Here is a 17,989-nt window from a genome sequence, read left to right as displayed (position 1 = left end):
TGTGCATTGTGGCTAAATGTCACATGTGGCATATCTGTGTGACACTTTGTCGGAGCGTATTATGAAAACGCCTGTTTCAAGAGCGCGGGACATGTTTCGCTCGCTGCGTCTGACCTTGGTGCTGAGCATGGTTGTACCGTTGATGATATTCAGCGGGGTTGCCATCTATGTGGGGCTCGGTGCGGTTGAGCGTAACCTGAATGACCGTTTGCGGGAGGATCTGGAGCTTGTGGCCCGGGCGGTCAGTGGTCCATTGTCCCAGGCCATGTCCGATGGTGATGAAATTGTCCTGGGGGAGTCGCTGAAATCCATCTTCCGTATCGGCCGTGTATTTGGCGCCTCAGTGTTCGATGAGGATGGGCAGCAGATCGCCAGCCTTGGCGTGGCGGATAGCGATGTTACACGGAGCGACAGTGCGGAGCGCGCGATAGCCAGTGGCAAGCTGGACGGTGCATTTCGTAGGGTTGATGGAATGTCGGTATTCTCGCAGTTCACGCCACTGATTGCCCCGGACGGTCGAATCCAGGGATTGCTTCAGGTCACCCGAAAACGTAGCGATTTCCATGAGTTGGTGGCATCGAGCCGAATCTGGGCGGTCAGTATCTGGTCGGCGGTGTCGTTGATGGTCATTCTGGTGGTTGTTCTGGGGCACTATGGTGCTGTTGGTCGCCATGTCAGCCGGTTGCTGGAGTTAATGGAGCGGATGGCACCCGGGCGTTGGCAAATTGATGGGCATCCTGCGGGGCCGAGGGAACTGAGGCAGGTCCATGAGGGGTTGCAGGACATGGGCGCCCGTATGGCGGCTGCGGAAAATGAAATCCGCGAGAGCGTTGAACGTGAGCGAGAGCTGTCAGAGCAGCTGAAGTACCAGGAGAAGGTCGCTATGATCGGGCGGGTTGCCGGTGGCGTTGCGCATGAGCTGGGTGCGCCGCTGAATGTCATCCAGGGTCGCGCCAATATCCTTGGGCGGGGCGAACTGGCGGACAGCGACCGACGACACCTGAGGGATATCGAACATCAGGTCGAACGAATGACACTGATTATTCAGCAGTTGCTCGATTGCTTCCGTCATGTGCCGGACTCCCGCCGGGAAACCGATCTGGCGGCCACCGTTCGCGAACTGACAGCGCGCGCCTGCGACGAGCCCAAGTGCCACGGTGTCGAGATTTGCACCGATATCCCAGACGTCAATGCTGGCGTCCTCGCCGAGCCAACCCGCCTCGAAATGGCCTGCCTGAACCTTGTCCGCAACGCGTGCCAGGCGGCTCAGTCACGGGTGATCGTGTCTGTTATCCCCCTCGACGGCTACTGGGAATTGCGGGTGGATGATGACGGCCCGGGTATCGATGATTCTCTGCGAGAGCGGATTTTCGAGCCTTTTTTCAGTACTCGTGCGGCGGGTGAAGGAACCGGGCTGGGGCTCGCAGTGGTCGGCAGTGTGATCAAGGAGCATGGTGGCCGGATTGAGGTTGGAAGAAGCACGGACGGCGGGTGCCGGATGTCAACGTTCTGGCCGGTGTATGAGAAACGCGTGGAGTCGACGGAGGCCCATCATGAAAGCTAGGCCCGCTTCGATCATGCTGGTGGAAGACGACGCCAGTTTGCGGACGCTTCTGTCAGAGGAGCTTGAGGTAGATGGTTATGCGGTACGCAGCGCGGCAACCGTTGAGGAAGGCTGCAGTGGCTTGCGGGAGTGGCGTCCCGACCTGATCGTGTCGGACCTTCGATTGCCGGATGGCGACGGCCTGGCAATACTGCGACAACTGCAGGCGGAAAGCCACTCGGTTCCCTTTATCATCATCACAGCGTTCGGCACGGTGGATCAGGCGGTCGAGGCGCTTAAGGCCGGTGCCGATGACTTTCTCACCAAGCCGCTGTCCACCGACCATCTTCGCCTGAAGATCAAACGCCTGCTGGCTCATGCGGCAATGACCAGCGAACTCGCGCGTTACAAATCGCAGAATGAAAGTGACAGTGCGCTGGGGCTGGTGGGCGAGAGCCGGGCAATGGAGCAGTTGAGGAACGAAATACGGCAGGTAGCCCGTAGCCAGGCGGCCGTCCTTGTGAGTGGCGAGAGTGGCACTGGCAAGGAACTGGTCGCCAGGGCCATTCATGACGAGAGTGACCGTCGGCAAGGGCCGTTTATACCGGTCAACTGTGCGGGTATTCCCCATGAACTGATGGAAAGCGAATTCTTTGGCCATGAGGCCGGTGCCTTTACCGGCGCAAAATCCGCTCGCAGGGGGCTGTTTGCCGAAGCGGACGGAGGTACGCTGCTGCTGGACGAGATCGGCGAGATGCCGCTTGCCCTCCAGGCGAAGTTGTTGCGTGTGCTGCAGGAAGGCACGATCAAACCGGTGGGTTCTGACCACGAAGAGGCCGTCAATGTGCGAATCATTGCGGCTACTCATCAGGACCTGGTCAGAGCCGTGGAGCAGGGCGGCTTCCGTGAGGACCTATACTATCGCCTGGAAACCCTGACCCTGATGGTGCCGCCACTAAGGGAGCGGGATGACGATGTGGACCTGCTTGCCATGCACTTCCTGCGGGATTCCGCCCGGCGTCACCAGCGCGGATTCCTGCAGTTGGGCGAAGTGGCTGCGCGAATGTTGGCGGATTACCCGTTTCCCGGCAACGTCCGGGAGCTGGCCAGCGCGATCGAGCGGGCAGTGACCTTCTGCGACGGTGATGTGGTGTTGCCGGAACATCTGCCGGCCCGCATTCGCAAGCGCCAGACAGAGTCCGCCGAAGGCCGGCCGGTGTTGCCGTCCGGAAACCTCGCGGATTGGCCCACACTGGAACAGGTTCAACAGGACTATGTGGTGCGCGTTATCGATGCGGTGGAAGGCAATAAACGTCGAGCGGCCCAGATACTCGGGGTGAACCGTCGTACGCTCTATCGTTGGCTTGATGCGGAGAAGGACACCACCCATGACTAACCAGAAACAGGCAATGCTTTACGGCCTGGGAACCGTATTGCTCTGGTCAACGGTGGCTACCGCGTTCAAGTTATCATTGCGGGAACTGACCCCGGTCCAGATGCTGGTGGTTGCCTGTTCCGCGTCGGTAATCGTAATGGCGCTTATTCTGGTTGCACAACGACGGTGGTACCTGGTTTTTGAACTGTCGCGCCGCCAATACCTGCAGTCTTTCGGCATGGGGCTTATCAATCCCTGCCTGTACTACTTCCTGTTGTTCGGAGCGTTTGACCGGCTGCCTGCACAGGAAGCGCAACCGCTGAACTACACATGGGCGCTGGTGCTGGCCTATCTGTCGGTGCCCTTCCTGGGGCAACGATTGCGACGTGCCGATATCCTTGCCGGGTTGATTTGTTACAGCGGGGTTGTCGTCATCGCAACCCGTGGCGATGTGCTTTCGCTAACGTTTTCCGACCCTCTGGGTGTTGGTCTGGCCATCGGTAGCACCCTGGTCTGGGCGTCCTACTGGATTATCGCGACTCGGGATACCCGGGATCCGGTGGTCGGCCTATTCCTGAATTTTCTCTGCGGTCTTCCGGTGATCGTGGTGATTTGCGGGATGACGGATGGATTCGATTTCAGCCCCACAACAGGGCTGTTTGCGGCCACCTACGTGGGTGTGTTCGAGATGGGTATTGCCTTTGTGCTCTGGTCCTACGCCATGAAGAAGGCGGAGAACACCGCCAGGGTCAGCAACCTTATCTTTATCTCACCGTTCCTGTCGCTGGTGTTCATCTACTTCATCCTCGGCGAGATCATTCTGCCATCCACCTATGTCGGCCTGGTTCTGATCGTTGCGGGACTGTGGATTCAGCAACGTAAAACCCGGGAGACAATGGCGAGGGCTTCATCGGCATGAGCCAGTGGTTCATCTACATGGTACGGACCGCCAAAGGAGCTCTTTACACCGGGATCACAACCGATGTGGCGCGGCGCTTTTCCGAACACCAGGCGGGTGCTCCAAAAGGGGCGCGCAGCCTGCGGGGTAAAGGTCCCCTTGAGCTCGTATTTTCCGTCGAGACAGCGGACAGAGCGACAGCTTCGAAACTTGAATGGCAGATCAAACAATGGCCGCGCAGGCAGAAGGAAGCGCTGATTCGTGGGGATGTTATCCTCCCGGTCAGCTCGAGAGATGCTGGCGTATGAACGCCCCTGCGGTTTGAAGGGCTTCAGTGGCACGGTCCAGTTGCCCTGCGTGGACCTGGAAAACGTGCCAGAGACCGTTATAGATTTCGAGATGTGTATCGACACTGTCACGGTTGGCCGCGTCCGCCAGGCGCCGGGCATCGTTCAGCAGGATTTCCTGGCTGCCCACCTGTATCAGCAACGGCGGCAGGCCGGAAAGGTCGCCATACACAGGTGAAATTAAGGGCTCGGACGTTGGTGTGCTGCCGCAATACAGACGCGAGGATTTGTCAATCCACGGTTTCTGCAGGACCGGCTCACATTCAGGCGAGTAAAGATGCTGGTTGGAAAGATCGGTCCAGGGCGACAGCACCATCAGCGAGGAGGGCAAGGGCAGGCCTTTGTCGCGCAGGCGCATGGCCAGGGCTATGGCGAGTCCGCCGCCGGCTGAGTCGCCCGCCAGGCATAGGGTTGCAGGCGGATGCCCTTCGTCCAGCAAAGCGCGGTAAACCATTTCGGCATCGTCCAGTGCCGCCGGGAAGGGGTTCTCCGGCGCCAGTCGGTAGTCGGGTGTAACCACCATCGCGCCACTGAATTTCGACAGGTGGCCGGTTATTCCCTTGTGCGTTTTTGGCGAGCCGATGATGTAACCACCGCCATGGAAATACAGTATGACCCCGTGAGGATTGTCGCTGTGACAGGCCCGGGTGATAGAAAGCCCTTCTGCCTGGATATCTTCAAACCGGGTACCACGTGGCGGAATCGATGTCAGGTAGGCCTTGCTGATCAACCGGCGTTGCAAGGCAACGGGAATGGCGGGATGCAGTAGGGGGCGAACGAGTCGGTTCATGGTCTGGCGCAGGCCGGCTTCCAGGGCGGTTTGTATCATCGGCAACTCCAGGGTTGTGGTGTGCTAATCTAAGCACCAAGCTTAATGCAGACACACTGCTATTTTCATACCTATTCATGACAGGCGTTTAACTCTACGTGTACTGGAAAACAGATACCATAGAAATTCCGAACTGGGACAGGGCGTCGTTACTTGAGCGAATGTCGCCCTTCGAGCCTGAAAGCCAGGAAGAACTCAGCGAGGATATGGTGGCCTACTGCCGGTTCTACGGCCTCGATCTCTGGGTGGAACACCCGGAGGTCAGCTATCGCCAGGGTTATGTGATGGCGGACCGGCACCAGGTGATGGTCCACTATTTTCGCCTTCCCGATCAGCGCAGGCCCCGGGGCACGGTGTTTATCCTGCACGGCTACTTTGACCATGTAGGGCTGTACAGCCAGTTGATCGACCGTTGCCTGGGTGCGGGTTTTGATGTGCTCGCCTATGACCAGCCCGGTCATGGGCTTTCCAGTGGCACGCCGGCGGCGATTGGCAGCTTTCTCGAGTATCAGGCCGTGCTGACGGATGTCATGGCCAGCGTAAGGCGTCACGTGCGTGGGCCCTGGTATGCGGTCGGGCAGAGTACGGGCGGGGCTATCCTGATTGACTACCTGCTGACCAACCATCACGACCGGGAAACCTCGGATTTCCGTAGGGTGGTACTGCTGGCACCATTGATCAGGCCGATGGGTTGGCTGGGTGCCAAGGTTCTGCACAGCCTGGTGAAGCCGTTTATATCGCGGTGGCGACGGGCGTTCGGGGCCAACAGTGGAAATTCGCGTTTCCTGAAATTTCTCAGGGACTACGATCCGCTCCAGGCCAGGGCCGTACATGTGGACTGGGTTTCGGCATTACGGCAGTGGGTACCGCATATTGAGTCCGCCCGCCCGGTCGATTTTCCGATTACTGTGGTGCAGGGGGAGAAGGACCTGACGGTAGACTGGCAGCACAATCTGCGGATTATCCGCAATAAATTTTCCTCCGTGGAGGAACTCCGGATACCGGATGGGCGTCATCATCTAGTAAACGAAGCCCAGGATTTACAGGCAACCGTATTCAATACCATTGTGGATACGTTTGAAAACGACCATGACGGGTCTCTGTCTGAGGCCAGTTAAGGAAAGCCAACGGCGGCACCGTGCCGCGAACAGTCATACCTTGGAAAGACTTTGGAGAATGCCGTGAAGAAAACGATTGTAGCTTTTGCCGTCGCCACCGTGGGTCTTGGCGGCTGTATGACATACGATCCTTACACCGGTGAGGAAAAAACCTCTAGCGCCACGAAAGGCAGCATTATTGGGGCCATCGGTGGTGCCGCTGTCGGCGCTGCAACCTCCAGCAGCAGCGACCGTGGCAAAGGCGCACTGATTGGTGCCGCATCCGGTGCGGCCATCGGCGGTGGTATCGGTTATTATATGGACAAGCAGGAAGCGCAATTGCGCCGCAAACTCGAGGGTTCCGGTGTTCGCGTTGTACGCAATGGTGACGAAATTGAACTGGTCATGCCGGGCAACATCACCTTCGACGTCAACCAGTCCTCCATCAAGCCGTCGTTCAGCAACACGCTGGAATCCGTGGCGCTGGTGCTGAAGGAGTTCGACAAGACCATTATTCAGATCGAAGGCCATACCGACAGTACCGGCTCCCGGGACTACAACCAGTTGCTGAGTGAGCGCCGTGCCGGCTCAGTCAGGGACTTCCTGTTGAATCAGGGTATCGAACCCAAGCGGACCCGCGCGACAGGTTATGGTCCGCGCTACCCGATTGCCTCGAACGATACCGAAAGTGGACGCGAGCAAAATCGCCGCGTTGAGCTGACACTGGTGCCTATGCAGTAACAAAAAAAGCCCGGTGCCGCACTGTCAGTGGCACCGGGCTTTCGTTGTGGTAAGGATGGCAGCCCTTAGTTCTTCCCGCCGGGAAGCCACTCGTCAATCCTTGCCTTCAGGTCCCGCAACTGGTCTTCCCCTGAATCCCGGATTTCCGAAATCTTCTTGCGCGCTTCCTCGACGTGTTCTTCCAGCGCCTGAATGCGCTCGGAGAAATCTTTCTGGATTTCAGCCTCTGCCTGGTCGTCCTGGGCTTTTGCCATTCTTTCTTCAGCATCGGCCTGCAGGCTCTGGATCTGTTTGCTCCAGTACTCGGTCTGGGTTTCCAGCTTTTTCTGCAATGACTCCTTCAGTGACATGAGATGCTCCTTGGAGTGAATGTTGGATGTAATGTTAAAGCGTTCACTTCCATCATGGCTGCATCTGATGACATCTCAAGGTCAAACGTCGTAAAAGCGGATTAATAAGAGGTCATGTGAGGGAGTTGGCCCGTTTGGCCATAAAAGCCGGGACCTGTTGGTCCCGGCTTTTATGGTGCTGAAATACGGTCTGGATCAGAACAGCACGCGGCAGCGGATGGTGCCTTTGACTTTCAGCAGTTTCTCGAGTGCCAGCTCGCCGTATTCCTTGTCGACGTCGATCACCACGTAACCAATGTCTTCCTTGGTTTGCAGGTACTGGCCACAGATGTTGATGCCGTTTTCTGAGAACACCTGGTTGATTTCCGACATCACGCCCGGCACGTTCTCGTGGATGTGCAGCAGGCGGTGCTGGTTCGGATGCGAAGGCAGGGCCACTTCCGGGAAGTTCACGGAAGAGACAGACGTGCCGTTGTCGCTGTACATGGCCAGCTTTTCCGCCACTTCGCGGCCAATGTTTTCCTGGGCCTCGATGGTGGAGCCACCGACGTGCGGCGTCAGGATCACGTTGTCGAACTCGCGCAGTGGGGAGATGAACTCTTCATTGTTGGACTTGGGTTCAACGGGGAAGACATCAATGGCGGCGCCCAGGAGCTTGCCGCTGCCCAAGGCATCGGCCAGGGCGTCAATGTCTACCACAGTGCCCCGGGAGGCGTTCATCAGGATGCTGCCCGGCTTCATCTGGGCAAACTGTTCGGCCTTGAACATGTACTTGGTGGACGGCGTTTCCGGTACGTGCAGGCTGACCACGTCGCAGGTGTTGAGCAGTTCCTGCAGGGTGCCTACCTGAGTGGCGTTGCCGATGGACAGTTTGGACACCACGTCGTAGAAGTACACGTCCATGCCCAGGCCCTCGGCCAGCACACTGAACTGGGTGCCGATGTTGCCGTAACCGATGATGCCGAGCTTCTTGCCGCGGATTTCATAGCTGTCCTTGGCGGACTTCAGCCACTCGCCACGGTGAGCCTTGGCGTTTTTCTCAGGTACGCCGCGTAGCAAGAGAATCGCCTGGGCCAGAACCAGCTCCGCCACACTGCGGGTGTTGGAGAAAGGCGCGTTGAAAACGGCGATGCCGCGACGGGTCGCCGCCTGAAGATCAACCTGGTTGGTGCCAATGCAGAAACAGCCCACCGCTACCAGCTTCTGGGCAGCGTCGAACACCTTCTCGGTCAGCTGGGTGCGTGAGCGGATACCCACGAAATGAGCGTCGGCGATTTTCTCCACCAGCTCGTCTTCGGCCAGCGAATGAGTCAGGAATTCGATGTTGGTATAGCCTGCGGCGTTCAGGGTATCAATGGCGGATTGATGCACGCCTTCCAGCAGCAGGATGCGGATTTTGCTCTTTTCAAGAGACGTATTTGACATGGGCTTGCTTCCGAACCTTTCGTCACATGAAATGACCCGTGAGGACCGCTGTTGGCGGGCGGGCTCACAGAACAGGGGCGGTATGATACCATAAACGCAGATTTTCACAGCGCGTCGGACCACCTGAATCAACTCTGCCCACCGACGCCCTGATTAACCCTTTGCGAGACCGGACTATCCATGAATCCTGAACAGATCGTTGCCTCCCTGAAAGCCCTGATGGAAGAGGGCCAGACCCCTGGAAAAGTGCTGACCGACGCGGCCGACCTGGACAATTACGGCAAGGACTGGACGAAGATCTATCCCCCCAAGCCGATGGCCATCGTGCTGCCCAAGACGACGGAGCAGGTGCAGGCGCTGGTGAGGTTTGCCAACGAGAACCAGGTGGCGCTGGTACCTTCCGGCGGGCGCACAGGCCTGAGTGCAGGAGCCGTGGCGGCCAATGGCGAGGTTGTGGTGGCGTTTGACAACATGAACCAGATCCTGGATTTCAGCGCCAGCGACCGTACCGTGAAGTGCCAGGCCGGTGTAGTAACGGAACAGTTGCAGAATTATGCGGAAGACAACGATCTGTACTACCCGGTGGATTTTGCTTCGGCCGGCTCCAGCCAACTTGGCGGCAATCTCTCCACCAATGCCGGTGGCATCAAGGTGATTCGCTACGGTATGAGCCGGGACTGGGTCGCAGGCCTGAAAGTGGTGACTGGTAAAGGGGATATCCTGGACCTGAACAAAGACCTGGCGAAAAACAACACCGGGTACGACCTGCGCCATCTGTTCATCGGTGCGGAGGGCACCCTCGGGTTCATTACCGAGGCCACCATGAAGCTGTCCCGCAAGCCGGATAACCTGACGGTACTGGTACTGGGCCTGAACGACCTCACCAATACCATGGATGTACTGCAGACCTTCCAGAAACAGATCGACCTGACCGCCTACGAATTCTTCTCCCATCAGGCCATGGGGCATGTTCTTGCCCACGGCCAGGTCCAGGCGCCTTTTGAAACCGAAGCACCGTATTACGCACTGCTGGAATTTGAAGCGGTGTCTGACCAGGTGATGGACGACGCCATGGCGTTGTTTGAGCAGTGCGTGGAGAACGGCTGGGTGCTGGACGGCGTTATCAGCCAAAGCGAAACCCAGGCCCAGAACCTGTGGCAACTGCGGGAGCGTATTTCCGAGTCCATTGCCCCGCGTACGCCGTATAAAAACGATATATCCGTAGTGGTGTCCAAGGTGCCAGGGTTCCTGCAGGAAATCGATGCGGTGGTCACCGAGCACTACCCGGATTTCGAGATCATCTGGTTTGGTCATATCGGCGATGGCAACCTGCACCTGAATATCCTCAAACCGGAAGACATGGCGAAAGAGGATTTCTTTGAGAAATGCCAGCAGGTGAACAAATGGGTCTTCGAGATTGTCGAACGCTACCAGGGCAGTGTGTCTGCCGAACATGGTGTCGGCATGACCAAGAAACCGTATTTGGAGTACACGCGCAGCGCCGCTGAAATTGCCTATCTGAGGGGCATCAAGCAGGTCTTTGATCCCAAGGGTGTGATGAACCCCGGCAAGATCTTCGACTAAAGGCGTTCAGGTGATGCGGGTGGTGGCTCCCGGGAGCGACCTGAATGGTAGAGCAGCTTTCCCAGCGTGAAGGCGACTGTTTTCTCCTGACCCCCAACCGGTCCATGAGCTGGCGTGGCAATATTCGCATTTGGCTTGCGGCTGTGTTCCTTTCCCTGATAATTGCCACCGGCATGCTCCTGGCGGGAGCGTGGCCGGTATTACCGTTCGCCGGCCTTGAGTTGACCGCATTGGCGGCGGCGTTTTATTACACCTCCCGCCGGTGCCAGAGGCGCGAGGTGCTGACCTTCGCACCGGAGCTGATCCGCCTGGAAAAAGGCCTGACCCGCAAGGAACAGGAATGGGAGCTGCCCCGGCGCCATACCCGTGTATGGCAGGACATGCCACGCCATCCCTGGACTCCCCCGAAGCTTCATCTGCAGTTCCGGGGCGAGGAAATTTCCCTCGCACCCTTCCTCAATATCGATGACACCGAGGAACTGGTTGCTATCCTGGAGAGGCATGGGCTGAGAGTGGAAAAACGGCGCAGGCCGGAGAAGCTCCTGTTCTGACTACACCCATCTGATAATCAAAGTGTTGCTGTATGAAAGATCATATCGTTGTGCTCACCGGCGCCGGCATGAGCGCCGAAAGCGGACTTTCCACCTTCCGCGACAATGGCGGCCTGTGGGAGAAACACAGTGTTTATGACGTGGCGACGCCCGAAGCCTTTGCCCGAAACCAGGAGCTGGTGCTGCGCTTCTACAACGAACGTCGCCGGCAACTCGAATCGGCACAGCCCAACGATGCTCATTGCCTGTTGGCGGAGCTGGAGCAACATTATCGGATCACCATCATCACCCAGAACGTGGACAACCTGCACGAGCGCGGCGGCTCCAGTAACGTTATCCATTTGCACGGTGAGTTGACCAAGGCTCGTAGCTCGAAGCATCCCGAGCTTGTCTACGATATCGGATTCGGGGATATCCAACCGGGAGACACCTGCGAGCGCGGATCCCAGCTTAGGCCGCACATCGTATGGTTCGGCGAGGAAGTACCGATGATTGAGGCCGCGGCAGAGATCGTGCCCACGGCGGACCATCTACTGATTGTGGGCACCTCCCTGCAGGTCTATCCCGCGGCTGGACTGGTTGATCTGGTGGATTTCGATGTGCCGGTAACGGTCATTGATCCTGGTGAACCGGCCAGCCTTTCGAGGGCGAGGGTGATTCGCAAGGGCGCCAGCGAGGGCGTTGCTGAGTGGGTGAGGGAACTGGGGTTATAACGCCAGATATTCCTCGAGTTCCTCCCGAAACGCCGCCTGCACCCCCAATCGCTTCATCATCCAGTAATGACCGGCGATCATGCGGTCGATAAAGATACTCTCTACCGGCGGTTTGAAGTAATCCAGGTACTTGAACACCGTGGTGGTCTTGGCAGCGACGTCCTTGTGGAGTTCGGACTCGGCAAAGTCGTAGGGCGCGTCGCTGTCGAAGGGCTGGATCAGTATGTCTCGCCACATGGCGTAGTAGGCTTCGTCCACCGCCGGCTGCGATTCCACGCGGGCGCCAAGGGCGATCAGGTGGCGATCCAGGGCGGCGTAATCCTCTTCCAGGGCAGAGACGAGGGCGTTGCGATAGGCCTCGACGATTTCCGGCTTCAGCTTTTTCACGCAACCAAAGTCATACAGGATGATGGTGCCATCCGGCCGGTAAGCGAAGTTGCCGGCGTGAGGGTCACCATGGATGCACTGGTAGCGGAAAAGTTGGTCCGCCATCATGGTGAAGATGCGATGCCCGATCAGATTGATGGTGTCCTGATCATACCTTGCGGGGGTTACCTGGCTGATGTGGTCACCTTCCACCAGTTCCATGGTCAGCACTCGCCGGGAGGAGTGGCTGGCGAACACGGTCGGGATCTTGATCCAGTCGTCGTTGGTATGGAACACCTGGAATGCCTCCAGGTTACGGGCCTCGTTCTCGTAATCCAGTTCCTCTTTGAGCCGCACCCGGATTTCGCCGAACAGTTGATCGACGTGCTCTTTCGGCATCTTCAGCAGCCCGCCCAGTTTCAGGGCCATGCGTAGTTGCTTCAGGTCGCTGTCGCAGGATTCGTCCACACCGGGGTATTGAACCTTGACGATCACATCGGTGCCGTCATGCAGGCGGGCTCGGTGAACCTGACCGATGGACGCCGCCGCGTAGGGTTTTTCCTGCAGGTATTCAAACAGTTCTGACACCGGTTTGCCCAGTTCGCTCTCCACCTGAACGACAATGACGTCAAACGGCATGGGCGGAGCTTCTTTCTGAAGCCGCTCAAGGGCGTCCGAGAATTCCCGGGGCAGGAAATCCTGGGTCTGGGAGGCAATCTGTCCGACCTTCATGACCGCGCCCTTGAGCTCACCTAGCGTGTCGACAATCTGGTCCGCCATGCGGGTATAGCTCTCAGAGCGTGCGCCCTCGTTGTCTTCCTCGCTGCGGAATATCCGACGAGCGCGCTGGCCGGCGTATTGTCCGGCCACGGACGCCGTCATGCCTGCCAGTCTGAAGAATCGTCCGCTGCGTGTGGTAACCGGTTTCTTTGCCATGCTTGTTAGTCGTCCTGAAAAGCCGATGGACCTGAGGGCGGGATTGCCATTTCCCATGACCAGCCTAGAGCACGGTGGTCTCAACAAACAAGGCGTCTTCCAGTTCCAGCGACAATATCTGGCCGGATTCCAGCGGCCCAACGCCTTTTGGCGTGCCGGTTAGAACCACATCACCGGGCATCAGGGTGAATTGGGTGCTCATGTGGGCGATCAGTGGCACGATGGGATTCAGCATATCCCGGGTATCGCCGGTTTGCTGGCGTTCGCGGTTGATGTCCAGGGTAAAGGTGAGATGGTCGCGGCGCAGGCGGTCGATGCACACGAACGGCGACAGTGGACAGGCACCGTCAAAGGCCTTGGCGCGCTCCCAGGGCTGGCCTTTCTCTTTAAGCCGGGATTGCACGTCTCGCAGCGTCAGGTCCAGCGCCAACCCGTAGCCGAGGATTGCGGCCTCGGCATCGCTGGCGGAGGCATTGGTCAGTGGGCGGCCAATCAGTACGGCCAACTCGGTTTCAAAATGAACCGCGCCCTGGTTGCGTGGGAAGTCCAAGGGGCGGGTGATGTGCACCGCCGATGTTGCCGGCTTTATGAACAGCAGGGGTTCATCCGGAACGGGGTTGTTCAGCTCCCGGGCATGTTCCGCGTAATTGCGGCCGATACAGACAATCTTGCCCAGCGGCAGGTGAACCGGTGTTCCATCTTTCCAGTGATGTTGATAATCAGGCATGGCCGCTCCCGTAGTGCATTTCTAGAAGGGAGCAAAGCGCTCCCTAGTCGCCCTCAAACGAGCAAACAGTATAAACCTTCAGCCCTTCTTCCTGCAGCTTGCGTGAGCCGCCGAGGTCGGGGAGGTCAATCATGGCAGCCACTTCGACAATGTCGGCGCCGATTCGACGGATGAGCCGCGAGGCGGCCAGCATGGTACCGCCTGTGGCGATCAGGTCGTCCACCAGCACCACGTTGTCGCCGGGCTTGAAGGCGTCCTTGTGAAGTTCCACCGAGGCGGTGCCGTACTCCAGCTCGTAGTCTTCCACCAGGGTATCGAACGGCAGTTTGCCTTTCTTGCGGATCAGTACCAGCGAGGCGTTCAGCTCATAGGCCAGGGCCGAGCCGATGATAAAACCACGGGCATCGACGGCGGCTACGGCATCAATATCGTGGCCGTGGTAGCGGTGAACGAAGGCATCAATCAGCTTGCGGAACGCGGTGCGGTCCTGGAGCACGGTGGTGATGTCGCGGAAGGCGACGCCTGGCTTGGGCCAGTCTGGCACGGTGCGGATGGCTTTCTTGATGCTTTCGGAAAAGTAGTCCATGGCGTGTCCAAGCGCTGAAAACGCAGCTTAGGCTGCGTCCAGAAAGATGAATTTCAGGATGAAAACGATGGCGATGATAACCACGCTGGGGTTCAGGTCCGACCAGCGGCCGCTCAAGGCCTTCAGGATGGCATAGGTGACGAAGCCCAGGGCAATGCCATTGGCGATAGAAAAGGTCAGCGGCATCATCAGTGCCGTTACCACCGCCGGTGCGGCTTCGGTAACGTCGTCCCACTCAATCAGTTTCAGGCCGCTGGCCATCAGCACCGCGACATAAAGAAGCGCCGGAGCAGTGGCGTAGGCCGGAATAATGCTGGCAATGGGCGAGAGCAGCAGACAAGCCATGAAAAGAGCTGCTACTACGACGGCGGTGAGGCCCGTTCGACCGCCGGCGGAGATGCCGGCGGTGGATTCAATGTAGCTGGTGGTCGTGGAGGTGCCCAGGGCGGCGCCGGACATGGTGGCCACGGAATCGGACATCAACGCACGGCCCAACCGTGGCAGTTTGCCGTCTTTGTCCAGCAGGCCACCGCGCTGGGCGGCGCCGATGAGGGTGCCGGAGGTGTCAAACAGGTCCACGAACAGAAAGGCGAAAATCACGCTGATCATGCCAATATTCAGTGCGCCTGCGAGGTCCAACTGCATGAAGGTCGGCGCCAGGCTTGGGGGCGCGGACGCAAAACCGTCGTACTCCACCATGCCCAGCCCCATGGCTGCTGCTGTCACGGCAATGATGCCGATCATCACCGCACCGGTGATCTTGCGGAAGGACAGAGCGCAGATCAGTACGAAACCGCCGAAGAACAACAGGCTCTCGGCCACTTTCACGTCACCCAGGCCAACCAGGGTGGCGGGGTTATCCACCACGATGCCGGCATTTTTCAGCGCGATCAGCGCCAGAAAGAAGCCAATGCCGGCGGAGATGCCGAAACGCAGGGACATGGGAATGCTGTTGATGATCCATTCCCGGATTTTGAAGATGCTCAGCAGGAAGAAGATAAAGCCGGATATAAAAACAGCGCCCAGCGCCACCTGCCAGCTATAGCCCATGCCGCCGACAACGGTGAACGAGAAGAACGCGTTCAGGCCCATGCCCGGCGCCAGTGCGATCGGGTAGTTGGCCCAGAGCCCCATGATCAGGGTGCCGATTGTGGCTGCGAGGCAGGTCGCTACGAACACTGCGCCGAAGTCCATGCCGGTAGCGGAGAGGATGCTGGGGTTGACCACGATGATGTACGCCATGGTCAGGAAGGTGGTAAAGCCCGCAAGTACTTCTTTGCGAACGGTGGTGCCATGAGCCTGGAGCTTGAATAGTCGTTCTAGCATGACGGATGCCTGCCTCACAGGGTGCTGAATGGGGATTGAATGAACCGGTTTCAGGAATTGGGTGAAAAAACCGCAATGTTACCGGCTGGAGGCGAGAACGCCAAGGGACGATTGATCATCGGTAGGTTCACTGCACCGGTCGCCTGTCCCGCTGGAGGCGGATGTCGAAGCGCACAGCCAGCAGTCGGATGATGAAAATAAACAGTACACCGATGCTCAGGGACAGGGATTCGTTCTCCAGTAACCATTGGCATGCAAAGTACAGCCAGCAACCGGCAAAGGAAATGGAGGCGTAGATCTGGTCCTTGCGGAAAATCAACGGTACCTCATTGCAGAATGTGTCGCGCAGGGCACCCCCAAAGGTGCCCGTCATAACTCCCAGCAAAGAAGCAATGAACCAGGAATGGCCCAGGTCCAGAGCCAGCTGTGCGCCGAGGATTGTGAAAACACCCAGGCCGAGGGCATCAGGAAGCAGGATACGCGATTCGCGGATACGCTCGACACGGTGCCAGTAGCTGAACACAACGGCCATACAGAGGATCAGGATAGGCTGCTCCTGATGCTTGATCCAGTACAGCGGGTGATTGTCCATGATCAGGTCCCTAAGGGTTCCTCCACCCAGCGCGGTCACGAAGCCGATGGTGAAAACGCCCACCGGGTCCATATTCTTGGATCGGGCGATCAACATGCCGGAGATTGCAAAGGCAATCACGCCGGTCATTTCCAGTACGTAAATTATGTCAAACATCTCAGGCCTTAAGCTGCGTATTGCGAGCGCTGTGATCCGTTGTCGCTTGTTGAAGCGTATTTGAGACTTATCTTGAAGCTGTTACGAGTATGGAGCAATGACTATGTCACTGATTCGTCTGGCCTATGCCAGTGAGGCCACTTTTTTGGCTCAGCCTGTCGATAAGGGCGTTGAGCCCAATGTTGCCCGAATTCTAATGGCTTCCCGAAGCAACAACACCAAAAATGACATTGTCGGCGGCCTTTACTATGGGGATGACCGGTTTTTCCAGTACCTGGAAGGCGAGGAAGGGGCGGTACGAGCGCTCTATGACAGAATCGCAGGGGATTCGAGACATCGCAATGTAATCACTCTGCTTGAAGAACCTCTGGAGGCGCGCACGTTCGCCAACTGGTCCATGAAATATGTCCCCTTGTCGTCCGATGTGAAGGGCTTTCTGAATCGCCATGGCATGAAAAGGTTCCGCCCATCGGACTTCACCCGCGATCAGTGTGAGGAGATGATCAAGCTGATTCGGGACTCCAGCCAGGAAGGACGCGTGGTCAGCCACGACGTCGCCGGCAGTGCCCGGCCAACTCCCGCGGTACTACCAAAAGGCGTTGGTGTCGGCCTCGCGGTGGCCGCGATTGGGGTAGTTGGCGCGATGATCTATGCCAGTACGATGCTCTAGTGAGGGGGGTGCTCAGAATAAGTCCTGCTAATCCGGCGAGATTAGATTTCTTTATTTGCTTCATGACGCGACTCTGTTTAGGTTGATAACCATCCATCGACGTTGTCCTCTATCGACCGTCCAACTATCGACTACCCTGAAACGGAGTCACGAACATGAGAGCGATCCTCTGCAAGGAGTATGGCCCGGCGGAGACGCTGGTGATTGAAGACGTCACCAGTCCCGTTGTGAAGGGTCATGGAGTCAAGGTGCGGGTTAAGGCCGCTGGCCTGAACTTCCCGGATACCCTGATCATTGAAGGTAAGTACCAGCTCAAGCCCACCATGCCGTTTTCTCCCGGTGGAGAGATGTCTGGTGAGGTGATTGAAGTCGGCGAGAAAGTCACCCGCTTCAAATCGGGCGACCGGGTTGCGGGCCTCACCGGCTACGGTGCCTTTGCTGAAGAAGTGGTTGTCCCGGAACAGAACATTCTGCCCATTCCTGAGTCCATGTCTGATGAGAAAGCGGCTGCTTTTTCCATGGTCTATGGCACGTCGTATTACGCACTCAAGCAACGCGCGAACATCCAGCCGGGGGAAACTCTGTTGGTGTTGGGTGCCAGCGGTGGTGTTGGCCTGGCAACCGTTGAACTGGGTAAAGCCATGGGTGCCCATGTGATTGCGGCGGCCAGCACGGCAGAGAAGCTGGCGGTGGCGAAAGAGGCCGGTGCCGACGAGCTGATCAACTACACCGAAGAGCCGTTGAAGGATGCGGTTAAACGCCTGACCAACAGCAAGGGCGTGGATGTGATCTACGACCCGGTCGGCGGTGACTTCACGGAACAGGCGTTGCGCGCCATGGCCTGGAATGGTCGTCATCTGATCATTGGCTTTGCCGCTGGCGATATTCCGAAGATTCCGGCGAACCTGACGCTGCTGAAGGGCTGTTCGGTGGTTGGTGTCTTCTGGGGCAGCTTCACCCAGCGTGAACCGCAGAACAGCGCCCAGAACATGATGGAGCTGCTGAAGCTGTTCTCTGAGGGCAAGATTAATCCTAGGATCAGCGAAGTCTATGACTTCGAGGACTATGAGAAGGCTCTCGGGGCGCTGACCGGTCGGACTGCTACCGGGAAGGTTGTTTTGAAGGTTGGTTCCTGAGGTTTGACCCTAGCCTGTTTGGCTTGGTTCTTGGTCGGGGC

Annotated in this window: 19 protein-coding genes; 11 read left to right on the top strand and 8 right to left on the bottom strand. The window is 58.0% G+C overall.

Annotation, left to right across the window (positions count from 1 at the left end):
* Positions 1–61: 61 nt before the first annotated feature.
* From MDG893_RS13990 to MDG893_RS13975, 4 genes are read left to right on the top strand one after another with little or no spacing between them, the layout of a single operon-like run.
* Positions 62–1,564: an ATP-binding protein gene (locus MDG893_RS13990; protein ID WP_157132846.1), complete on the top strand. Its 1,503-nt coding sequence runs from the start codon at positions 62–64 to the stop codon at positions 1,562–1,564.
* Positions 1,554–2,939, top strand: coding sequence for a sigma-54-dependent transcriptional regulator (locus MDG893_RS13985; protein ID WP_040474628.1), 1,386 nt, complete (start codon positions 1,554–1,556; stop codon positions 2,937–2,939). The genes MDG893_RS13990 and MDG893_RS13985 overlap by 11 nt, the downstream gene beginning before the upstream one ends.
* Positions 2,932–3,837: a DMT family transporter gene (locus MDG893_RS13980; RefSeq protein ID WP_007154455.1), complete on the top strand. Its 906-nt coding sequence runs from the start codon at positions 2,932–2,934 to the stop codon at positions 3,835–3,837. Before MDG893_RS13985 ends, MDG893_RS13980 begins: the two co-directional genes overlap by 8 nt.
* Positions 3,834–4,124: a GIY-YIG nuclease family protein gene (locus MDG893_RS13975; protein WP_007154454.1), complete on the top strand. Its 291-nt coding sequence runs from the start codon at positions 3,834–3,836 to the stop codon at positions 4,122–4,124. The genes MDG893_RS13980 and MDG893_RS13975 overlap by 4 nt, the downstream gene beginning before the upstream one ends.
* Here the strand turns inward: MDG893_RS13975 and MDG893_RS13970 are convergent.
* Positions 4,099–4,992: an alpha/beta hydrolase gene (locus MDG893_RS13970; RefSeq protein WP_007154453.1), complete on the bottom strand. Its 894-nt coding sequence runs from the start codon at positions 4,990–4,992 to the stop codon at positions 4,099–4,101. The two genes, MDG893_RS13975 and MDG893_RS13970, sit on opposite strands and share 26 nt — an antisense overlap.
* A gap of 98 nt (positions 4,993–5,090) precedes the next feature.
* Here MDG893_RS13970 and MDG893_RS13965 point away from each other — a divergent pair, with 98 nt between their 5' ends.
* Both MDG893_RS13965 and MDG893_RS13960 read left to right on the top strand, forming a co-directional pair.
* Entirely contained in the window at positions 5,091–6,110 is a 1,020-nt protein-coding gene (locus tag MDG893_RS13965; RefSeq protein WP_040474627.1) for an alpha/beta hydrolase, read from the top strand.
* Between the two features lie 63 nt (positions 6,111–6,173).
* Entirely contained in the window at positions 6,174–6,830 is a 657-nt protein-coding gene (locus tag MDG893_RS13960) for a YiaD family glycine zipper/OmpA-like lipoprotein (protein WP_040474632.1), read from the top strand.
* 65 nt (positions 6,831–6,895) lie between these two features.
* On the opposite strand, the gene MDG893_RS13955 is transcribed toward MDG893_RS13960, so the two are convergent.
* The gene (locus MDG893_RS13955) at positions 6,896–7,180 is read right to left on the bottom strand and encodes a hypothetical protein (protein WP_007154450.1); all 285 of its coding nucleotides are present in this window, start codon (positions 7,178–7,180) and stop codon (positions 6,896–6,898) included.
* Between the two features lie 195 nt (positions 7,181–7,375).
* Positions 7,376–8,605, bottom strand: coding sequence for a phosphoglycerate dehydrogenase (serA, locus tag MDG893_RS13950; RefSeq protein ID WP_007154449.1), 1,230 nt, complete (start codon positions 8,603–8,605; stop codon positions 7,376–7,378).
* A 180-nt stretch (positions 8,606–8,785) separates the two neighbouring features.
* Here serA and MDG893_RS13945 point away from each other — a divergent pair, with 180 nt between their 5' ends.
* Genes MDG893_RS13945 through MDG893_RS13935 form a run of 3 tightly spaced genes read left to right on the top strand, consistent with a single transcriptional unit; the run spans position 8,786 to position 11,453 of the window.
* A complete protein-coding gene (locus tag MDG893_RS13945; protein WP_007154448.1) occupies positions 8,786–10,189 on the top strand; it encodes an FAD-binding oxidoreductase in 1,404 nt (467 codons plus the stop codon).
* A gap of 44 nt (positions 10,190–10,233) precedes the next feature.
* Positions 10,234–10,740, top strand: a complete 507-nt coding sequence (locus MDG893_RS13940) for a DUF2244 domain-containing protein (protein WP_007154447.1) — start codon at positions 10,234–10,236, stop codon at positions 10,738–10,740.
* Between the two features lie 32 nt (positions 10,741–10,772).
* The gene (locus MDG893_RS13935; protein WP_007154446.1) at positions 10,773–11,453 is read left to right on the top strand and encodes an SIR2 family NAD-dependent protein deacylase; all 681 of its coding nucleotides are present in this window, start codon (positions 10,773–10,775) and stop codon (positions 11,451–11,453) included.
* On the opposite strand, the gene MDG893_RS13930 is transcribed toward MDG893_RS13935, so the two are convergent.
* From MDG893_RS13930 to MDG893_RS13910, 5 genes are all read right to left on the bottom strand, one after another.
* Positions 11,448–12,755: an ABC1 kinase family protein gene (locus tag MDG893_RS13930; RefSeq protein WP_007154445.1), complete on the bottom strand. Its 1,308-nt coding sequence runs from the start codon at positions 12,753–12,755 to the stop codon at positions 11,448–11,450. The two genes, MDG893_RS13935 and MDG893_RS13930, sit on opposite strands and share 6 nt — an antisense overlap.
* 64 nt (positions 12,756–12,819) lie before the next feature.
* Positions 12,820–13,482 carry a fumarylacetoacetate hydrolase family protein gene (locus tag MDG893_RS13925; RefSeq protein WP_007154444.1) on the bottom strand — a complete coding sequence of 221 codons (663 nt, stop codon included), beginning with the start codon at positions 13,480–13,482 and terminating at the stop codon, positions 12,820–12,822.
* A 43-nt stretch (positions 13,483–13,525) separates the two neighbouring features.
* Positions 13,526–14,068, bottom strand: coding sequence for an adenine phosphoribosyltransferase (locus MDG893_RS13920; RefSeq protein ID WP_007154443.1), 543 nt, complete (start codon positions 14,066–14,068; stop codon positions 13,526–13,528).
* Between the two features lie 27 nt (positions 14,069–14,095).
* On the bottom strand, positions 14,096–15,394 hold the full coding sequence (locus MDG893_RS13915) for an NCS2 family permease (RefSeq protein ID WP_007154442.1): 1,299 nt from the start codon (positions 15,392–15,394) through the stop codon (positions 14,096–14,098).
* A gap of 127 nt (positions 15,395–15,521) precedes the next feature.
* Positions 15,522–16,142 (bottom strand): trimeric intracellular cation channel family protein, encoded by a 621-nt coding sequence (locus MDG893_RS13910; RefSeq protein ID WP_007154441.1) that lies wholly within the window; start codon positions 16,140–16,142, stop codon positions 15,522–15,524.
* Between the two features lie 103 nt (positions 16,143–16,245).
* On the opposite strand from MDG893_RS13910, the gene MDG893_RS13905 reads away from it, so the two are divergent.
* Together MDG893_RS13905 and MDG893_RS13900 are read left to right on the top strand one after the other, a co-directional pair.
* Positions 16,246–16,812, top strand: coding sequence for a BLUF domain-containing protein (locus tag MDG893_RS13905; RefSeq protein WP_007154440.1), 567 nt, complete (start codon positions 16,246–16,248; stop codon positions 16,810–16,812).
* A gap of 155 nt (positions 16,813–16,967) precedes the next feature.
* Entirely contained in the window at positions 16,968–17,948 is a 981-nt protein-coding gene (locus MDG893_RS13900; protein WP_007154439.1) for an NADPH:quinone oxidoreductase family protein, read from the top strand.
* The last annotated feature ends 41 nt before the right edge of the window (positions 17,949–17,989 follow it).

The sequence above is a fragment of the Marinobacter algicola DG893 genome, assembly GCF_000170835.1.
Taxonomy (GTDB): domain Bacteria; phylum Pseudomonadota; class Gammaproteobacteria; order Pseudomonadales; family Oleiphilaceae; genus Marinobacter; species Marinobacter algicola.
This window is presented reverse-complemented; position numbering and strand designations above follow the sequence as displayed.